This is a genomic window from Methylobacterium sp. WL6 (assembly GCF_008040095.1).
Lineage (GTDB): Bacteria > Pseudomonadota > Alphaproteobacteria > Rhizobiales > Beijerinckiaceae > Methylobacterium.
The window spans coordinates 1-7216 of record NZ_VRVH01000235.1 but is presented as its reverse complement, the minus strand read 5'-3'; the positions used below and the strand labels follow the sequence as shown (position 1 = coordinate 7216).

Sequence of the window (7216 nt, the reverse complement as noted above, 5' to 3'; positions counted from 1 at the left end):
GGGCGGGGGTCGGCGCGCCGACGGCGGCGACCTTCGCATCCGCCGCGGCGGGCTTGGCGGCGACCGGCTTGGCGGCGGGCTTCTCGGCCGAGCGCGACTTCGCGTCCTTCACCGAATCCTTGCTCGCATCCTTGGCCGCAGGCTTGGCGACCGTCTTCTTCGCGGGTGCCGCGGCCGGTGCGGCGGGGGCCGCCTCGGGCTCGGGCGCGGGAGCGGGCTGCTCCTTGCGGCCGAACAGGCCGTCGAGGAAGCTGCTGACCTGTGCGTCGGCCGGCGCCACCGGGGCGATCCAGGCCGCGACCGCGAGGAGCGATCCGGCAAGTCGGGTGCGGCGGCCGAGCATGGTCAGGCGTCTCCTGGGCGGGTGCGGCGTCCCGCAAGCGATGGTCGGCTTCAAGCGCGAAGGCGTGCGAAACGCCCGTCGCGCCGTGCTACCCCCTCGGGGCGCCGGGCCGTGTCGTCGGATGCCGTTAGAGCGTCGCCCTGTGGCGAAGATGCGACGCCGGCCGCGTTTCCGGCCGGCGCCTCGTCGTCACTCGTCGTCGTACATGCTGGCGGCGTGGGGCGCGCCCTCGACCAGGATCTCGCGCTTGCCGGCGTGGTTGGCCTGCCCGACGATGCCCTCGATCTCCATCCGCTCCATGATCGACGCGGCGCGGTTGTAGCCGATCTGCAGGCGGCGCTGGATGTAGCTGGTCGACGCCTTGCGGTCGCGTAAGACCACCTGGATCGCCTGCTCGTAGAGGTCGCCGGCCTCGCCACCCGACGCCGCCACGAAAGCGCCGACGTCGAAGACCGGAAGGTCGGCCTCCTCGGTCTCGGCCTCGACCGCCTCGGCCTTGCCCTTGCCCCTGCCGGCCGATTTCGGCGCCTCGTCGGACCCGTCGTCGGCGGTGACCGCCTCGAGGTAGGCCGGGCGGCCCTGGCGCTTGAGGTGGGCGACCACGCTCTCGACCTCCGAATCCGAGCAGAACGGCCCGTGCACCCGGGTCGTGCGCCCGCCGCCGGCCATGAACAGCATGTCGCCCTGGCCCAAGAGCTGCTCGGCGCCCATCTCGCCCAGGATCGTGCGCGAGTCGATCTTGCTCGTCACCTGGAAGCTGATCCGGGTCGGGAAGTTCGCCTTGATCGTCCCGGTGATCACGTCCACCGACGGACGCTGCGTCGCCATGATCAGGTGGATGCCCGCCGCGCGCGCCATCTGCGCCAGGCGCTGGATCGCCCCCTCGATGTCCTTGCCGGCCACCATCATCAGGTCGGCCATCTCGTCGACCACGATCACGATGTAGGGCAGGGCCGCGAGGTCCATCGCCTCGTCCTCGAACACCGCCTCGCCGGTCTCGCGGTTGAAGCCGGTCTGGATCGTCCGCGTGATGGTCTCGCCCTTGGCGCGGGCCTCGGCCATCCGGGCGTTGTAGCCGTCGATGTTTCGGACCGCGATCTTGGACATCTTCTTGTAGCGCTCCTCCATCTCGCGCACCGCCCACTTGAGGGCGATGACCGCCTTCTTCGGGTCGATGACGACGGGGGAGAGCAGGTGCGGGATGCCGTCGTAGACCGACAGCTCCAGCATCTTCGGGTCGACCATGATCAGGCGGCACTCCTCCGGCTTCATCCGGTAGAGGAGTGAGAGGATCATGGTGTTGATCGCCACCGACTTGCCCGAGCCGGTGGTGCCGGCCACCAGCAGGTGCGGCATGCGGGCGAGATCGGCGATGATCGGCTCGCCGCCGATGTTTTTCCCCAAGCACAGCGCGAGCTTGTGCTTGCTGGCGAAGAAGTCCGGCGCCGAGAGCAGCTCGCGCAGGAAGACCGTCTCGCGGATCTCGTTCGGCAGCTCGATGCCGATGACGTTGCGGCCGGGCACGACCGCGACGCGGGCCGAGACCGCCGACATCGAGCGGGCGATGTCGTCCGACAGGCCGATGACGCGGGAGGACTTGGTGCCGGGCGCCGGCTCGAGCTCGTAGAGGGTCACGACCGGGCCTGGGCGCACCGCGAGGATGTCGCCGCGCACGCCGAAATCCTGAACCGTCTGCTGCAGGTTGAGGGCGTTCTGCTCCAGCACGTCGGCATCGACCTCGGGGCTCTCGCCGGGCACCGGCATGGCGAGGAGATCGAGGGCGGGAAGCTCGTAGTCGGCGTTCTCGACCGAGGCGATGGCGAGGTGCCGGCCGGCGGCGATCAGGTGTGGGCGGCCGACGATCGGCATCGCCGGGGCTGGGATCGCGGGCGCCTGGACGACCGGTTCGGCGTAGGCCTCCACGGGGGCGGGGACCTCCTCGGGCTCGGGGGCCGGCGCGACCGCGACCGGCTCCGGTGCCGGGGCGGCCTTGCCGCGCAGCAGCACGGGACGCGGCGGGATCGGGACGATCACCGGCGGCGCGGCGGCCGGCATCGCGCCGCAGGGCGCCGAGCACGACGAAGACGAGGCACGAGCCGACCACGAGGCAGGCCGAGAGGAAGATCATCGGCACGAGGTCGCTGCCGCTTCGGTCGCGGATGATCGGCACGGCGTTCTGGGCGATGAAGCCGCCGAGATTGCCCACCGAGTTGATCGCCGCGATTCCGGCCGCGGCCGACGCGCCCTTGAGGAAGGTCGGCGGCAGCGACCAGAACACCGGCTGGGCCGAGAAGATGCCGGCCGCCGCCACGCACAGGCAGGCGAACTTCGGGATCGAGCCCGGCACCACCACGCTCAGCGCCAGCGCCGACGCGGCGACGAGCCCCGGGCCGACGACGTGCCAGGTCTGCTCGCCCGTGCGCGCGGAATGCCGCGGCACCCACCACAGCGCCAGCCCGGTGACGACCCACGGGATGATGTTGATGAAGCCGTTGACGGTGTTGGTGACGCCGAAGCTGCGCACCACCGTCGGCAGCCAGTAGCTCAGGCCGTAGGCGGCCAGCGGAAACGCGACGTAGACGCTGGCGAGCATCCACACGCGCCGGTCGAGGAGCGCGGCGAACGGGTTGCCGTGCTCGACCTTGCCGCCGGTCTCGCGCTCCTCCCGCAGCGTCCGGCCAAGCCAGTCGCGGCCGGCGCGATCGAGCCAGGGCGCCTTCTCCGGCCCGTCCGGCAGGACCACCAGCACGATCACGGCCAGCAGCAGCGCCGGCACGCCGGTGCTGACGAACACCCACTGCCAGCCCTTGAGCCCGAGCGCGCCGTCGAGGTCGAGCAGCGCGCCGCCGATCGCCGCGCCGACGGCGTTGGCCACCGCGCTCGCGATCATGAACCAGCCGATCATCGCCGCGCGGTGCTTCTGCGGGAACCACAGGGTCAGCACGAACAGCACGCCGGGGAAGAACCCGGCCTCGGCGACGCCGAGAAGGAAGCGCAGCCCGTAAAACATCGCCGTGTTCCGGGTGAAGCCGAGCAGCACCGTGATCAGGCCCCAGGTCGCCATGATCCGGGCGAACCACAGGCGCGCGCCGACGCGTTCCAGGATGACGTTGGCCGGGACCTCGCACAGGAAATAGCCGAGGAAGAACAGCGACGCCCCGAGCCCGAAGACGCTCTCGCTCAGCCCGAGGTCGCCGACCATCTGCAACTTGGCATAGGAGATGTTCTGCCGGTCGATATAGGCGATAAGGTACATCACCCCGAGCAGGGGCATCAGCCGCCAGGTCACCGTCGCGATCGTGCGTCGGGCGAGCGCGTCGTCGGCCGCGGTCTCGGTGGGCGTCATCGGGCGTTCCTCGCGTCCCGGCGGTCGATCGCGACCGGCCGCGCTTTCGCACGAGACTAGGCTCCGCGGCGGCGCGTGCCTATCGGCCCGCAGCGATCCCCGAGCGTCCGCGATGCCTGCTCGCGGACAGGACCCGCCCGGGTGTCATGCCCGATGCGCCTCATCCCCGGTGCGCCTCATCGCGCCAGGGCCAGCAGCCGGTCGCAGTCGACATGCTGCTCGAGATGCGCCGCCAGGGCATCGAGCACCCGCTCGATGCCGGCCTCGTAGGAGGCGCCGTCGGATCGTGCGCCGAGGCGAGCGAGCCATGCGGCACGCTGGCGGTCGTCGGCGAACAGGCCGTGGACGTAGGTGCCGGACACCAGGCCGTCGGCGGAGACCGCACCGTCGGCGCGCCCGTCGGCGAGGCGCAGCAGCGGCCGTTCCGCGTCGGCGCCGGTGGTGTCGCCGACATGCATCTCGTAGCCGGTGAACGGCATGCCGTCGGGCAGGCTGGTGCCGGAGACGGCTTCGAGCCGCTTCAACGGCGTCATCACCGTGTCGACGGCGAGCAGCCCGAGGCCGGGCACGGTCCGCGCCTCGCCCTCGATGCCGTCCGGATCGGACAGCGTCCGCCCGAGCATCTGGTATCCGCCGCACAGGCCGAGCACCCGGCCGCCGCGGCGCAGATGCGCATGCAGGTCCACGTCCCAGCCCTGCGCCCGGACGAATTCGAGATCGTCGATCGTGGTCTTCGAGCCGGGCAGCAGCACCAGGGCGGCATCGCCCGGGATCGCCTCGCCCGGGCGGACCAGCACCACCTCCACCGCGGGCTCGGCCCGCAGCGGATCGAGGTCGTCGAAGTTGGCGATCCGGGGAAACACCGGCACCGCGATGCGCGTCGCCGCCGGGCCGGCGGATCCGACGAGCCCGAGCACGTCCTCGGCCGGCAGGCGCGCCGCCTCGGGAAAGTGCGGGATCAGGCCGAGGCTGGCCCAGCCGGTGTGGCGCGCGATCAGGTCCATGCCGTCGGAGAACAGGCTCGGGTCGCCGCGGAAGCGGTTGACCAGGAAGCCGACGATCATCGCGGCGTCGTCGGGATCGATCACCGCCTTGGTGCCGACGAGGCTGGCGATGACCCCGCCGCGGTCGATGTCGCCGAGCAGCACCACCGGTGTATCCGTCGCGCGGGCGAACCCCATGTTGGCGATGTCGCCGGCGCGCAGGTTGACCTCGGAAGCAGAGCCCGCACCCTCGACGAGAATCAGGTCGGCCTGCGTCCTCAGGCGGTCGAAGCTGTCGAGTACCGCCTCCAGCAGGCGCGGTTTCCACGCCTGGTAGTCGCGCGCCTTCACCGTGGCGACCATGCGGCCCTGCACCACCACCTGGGCGCCGACCTCGGTCTGGGGCTTGAGCAGCACCGGGTTCATGTGGATCGACGGCGCGACGCCGGCCGCCCGCGCCTGCAGCGCCTGCGCCCGCCCGATCTCGCCGCCATCCGCTGTGACGGCGGCGTTGTTCGACATGTTCTGCGGCTTGAACGGGCGCACCCGAAGCCCGCGTCGGGTGAAGGCGCGCGCGAGCCCGGCGACGATCAGCGACTTGCCGACGTCCGAGCCGGTGCCCTGGATCATTAGGCTTCGGGTCACGTCTGAATGGACCATTCCATCAAAACTCGATCCCCTCCTGCGCCTTCACGCCGGCCGCGAAGTGGTGCTTCACGCTGCCCATCTCAGTGACGAGGTCGGCGGCCTCGATTAGCGCCGACTTGGCGTTGCGGCCGGTGACGACGACGTGCAGGTCCGGGCGACGGCTTTTCAGGCTGGCCACCACCGCGTCGAGATCGAGGTAGTCGTAGCGCAGCGCGATGTTGAGCTCGTCGAGGATCAGGAGACGGAGGCTCGGGTCGGCCATCAGGTCGGTCGCCCGGTTCCAGGCGTTGAGGCAGGCGGCGATGTCGCGGGCCTTGTCCTGCGTCTCCCAGGTGAAGCCTTCGCCCATCGCGTGCCACGCGACCCGGTCGCCGAAGGTCCTCAGCGCATGCGCCTCGCCGGTGTCCCACGCGCCCTTGATGAACTGCACCACGCCGACCCGGTGGCCGCGCCCCAGCATGCGGAGCGCCAGGCCCAGCGCCGCCGTGGTCTTGCCCTTGCCGGGTCCGGTGTTGACGATGAGCAGGCCCTTCTCGATCGTCTTGGCCGCGACCTCGGCGTCCTGCGCCGCCTTGCGCTTCTCCATCTTCTCGCGATGGCGTTCGGCGTCGTCGATCATGGCGTTCCCTGCGGTTTGATGACGAGCGGCAGCCCGGCGACCGTCAGCACGACGCGGTCGCACTCGGCCGCGAGGCTCTGGTGGAGGCGTCCGGCCGCATCGCGGAAGCGGCGGGCGAGCGCATTGTCGGGCACGATCCCGAGGCCGACCTCGTTCGACACGAGGACGAGCGGCCCGTGCGCTTCCCGGCAGGCACTGCGGAGCGCCGCCGTCTCGGCGTCGAGGTCGGCATCGGCAAGCAGCAGGTTCGTCAGCCACAAGGTCAGGCAATCGACCAGCACCGGCCCCGGCGCCTCCGCGATCGCGGCGGCCAGGGCGGTCGGCACGTCCCGGTTGATCCAGTCGCCGGAGCGCCGCGCCCTGTGGAGGGCGATGCGCGCGCGCATCTCGTCGTCCCAGGCCTGTGCTGTGGCGAGGTAGAGCCACGGGCCCGGCACCGCCTCGATCAACCTCTCGGCGTAGGCGCTCTTGCCCGAGCGCGCACCGCCGAGCACGAGGGTCGTCCGAGGCGCGGCCTGCTGCATGGCTGGAACCCATGCCCCAACCCCTGTGCGCCCGTCAAAGCCTCCGTTGTGCGGGGAGACCGGACAGGCTATGGCTGGACGCGACGGTGCCCCGGAGACGGGGTGAAAAGGGAATGCGGTGAGGGGAAACCCGATGCCGCGGCTGCCCCCGCAACTGTAAGCGGCCAGGGTCCCCACGGCGATCCGTGCTTCGTTGAACCGACCTGTCCAAGATGGGACTGCGTTGCGGATCGAAGCCCGGATCGCCGTGGGAGCCCTCAGCTCCTGCCCTCGGCCACCGATGTTTCGGGAAGGCGGCAGGCGCTGCGATCCGCGAGCCAGGAGACCTGCCGTCCCCCGCGCTTTCTCGAACGCCGCCGGCGGGGCGGCCGGAGATGTTGTCGACATGACCACCCAGACCCTCACCCAGACCGGCACCCGCGCGAACGAGGGCTTCGTCGCCATCGTCGCCGCCGCCATGCTCGGCCTCGGGCTCGTGTTCCTCGCCGGCTTCTCGCCGGCCTCGGCGCTGCACAACGCGGCGCACGACTTCCGGCACACGCAGAACTTCCCCTGCCATTGACCGCCTGAACCCAGGCGTTCCCATGCTCATCCGGCTCCTGTCGGCGGCGCTCGCCGCCGGCTTCCTCGCGGCCGTCCTCGTGACGGGGCTCGAGCTCGCGCTCACCTCGCCGCTGATCATCGCCGCCGAGCGCTACGAGACCCAGGCCGCTCCCGGCGCCGCCGCCTCGGCGGCCCCGCGGTCGCCCCCGG

5 protein-coding genes, 3 pseudogenes and 1 riboswitch are annotated in these 7216 nt (G+C 71.3%); of the genes and pseudogenes, 2 read left to right on the top strand and 6 right to left on the bottom strand.

The window, feature by feature from the left end:
- The 6 genes and pseudogenes from FV230_RS21860 to cobU all read right to left on the bottom strand — a co-directional run.
- Nucleotides 1-343 (bottom strand): annotated as a pseudogene (locus tag FV230_RS21860) (outer membrane lipoprotein carrier protein LolA); the annotation flags it as partial.
- Nucleotides 344-532: 189 nt separating this feature from the next.
- Nucleotides 533-2377, bottom strand: a pseudogene (locus FV230_RS21855) (DNA translocase FtsK); the annotation flags it as partial.
- A gap of 7 nt (nucleotides 2378-2384) precedes the next feature.
- A pseudogene (locus FV230_RS21850) lies at nucleotides 2385-3689 on the bottom strand (MFS transporter); the annotation flags it as partial.
- 176 nt (nucleotides 3690-3865) lie between these two features.
- Nucleotides 3866-5302, bottom strand: coding sequence for a cobyric acid synthase (locus FV230_RS21845; protein ID WP_147843897.1), 1437 nt, complete (start codon nucleotides 5300-5302; stop codon nucleotides 3866-3868).
- Nucleotides 5303-5336: 34 nt separating this feature from the next.
- A complete protein-coding gene (gene cobO, locus FV230_RS21840; RefSeq protein ID WP_147843896.1) occupies nucleotides 5337-5939 on the bottom strand; it encodes a cob(I)yrinic acid a,c-diamide adenosyltransferase in 603 nt (200 codons plus the stop codon).
- Nucleotides 5936-6463 (bottom strand): bifunctional adenosylcobinamide kinase/adenosylcobinamide-phosphate guanylyltransferase, encoded by a 528-nt coding sequence (cobU, locus tag FV230_RS21835; RefSeq protein WP_147843895.1) that lies wholly within the window; start codon nucleotides 6461-6463, stop codon nucleotides 5936-5938. The genes cobO and cobU overlap by 4 nt, the downstream gene beginning before the upstream one ends.
- A gap of 67 nt (nucleotides 6464-6530) precedes the next feature.
- A riboswitch (cobalamin riboswitch) is annotated at nucleotides 6531-6812 on the top strand.
- A gap of 36 nt (nucleotides 6813-6848) precedes the next feature.
- Between cobU and FV230_RS21830 the strand changes: the two genes are divergently transcribed.
- Together FV230_RS21830 and FV230_RS21825 are read left to right on the top strand one after the other, a co-directional pair.
- Entirely contained in the window at nucleotides 6849-7025 is a 177-nt protein-coding gene (locus FV230_RS21830; protein ID WP_147728670.1) for a CbtB-domain containing protein, read from the top strand.
- Nucleotides 7026-7047: 22 nt separating this feature from the next.
- Nucleotides 7048-7216, top strand: a 169-nt coding sequence (locus tag FV230_RS21825; RefSeq protein WP_187275577.1) for a CbtA family protein, incomplete at its 3' end; no start/stop codon positions are given.

Coding starts and splice junctions, on each gene's coding strand:
- cobU (WP_147843895.1), bottom strand. CDS start 6,463: ATGCAGCAGGCCGCGCCTCGGACGACCCTCGTGCTCGGCGGTGCGCGC.
- FV230_RS21845 (WP_147843897.1), bottom strand. CDS start 5,302: ATGATCCAGGGCACCGGCTCGGACGTCGGCAAGTCGCTGATCGTCGCC.
- FV230_RS21830 (WP_147728670.1), top strand. CDS start 6,849: ATGACCACCCAGACCCTCACCCAGACCGGCACCCGCGCGAACGAGGGC.
- cobO (WP_147843896.1), bottom strand. CDS start 5,939: ATGATCGACGACGCCGAACGCCATCGCGAGAAGATGGAGAAGCGCAAG.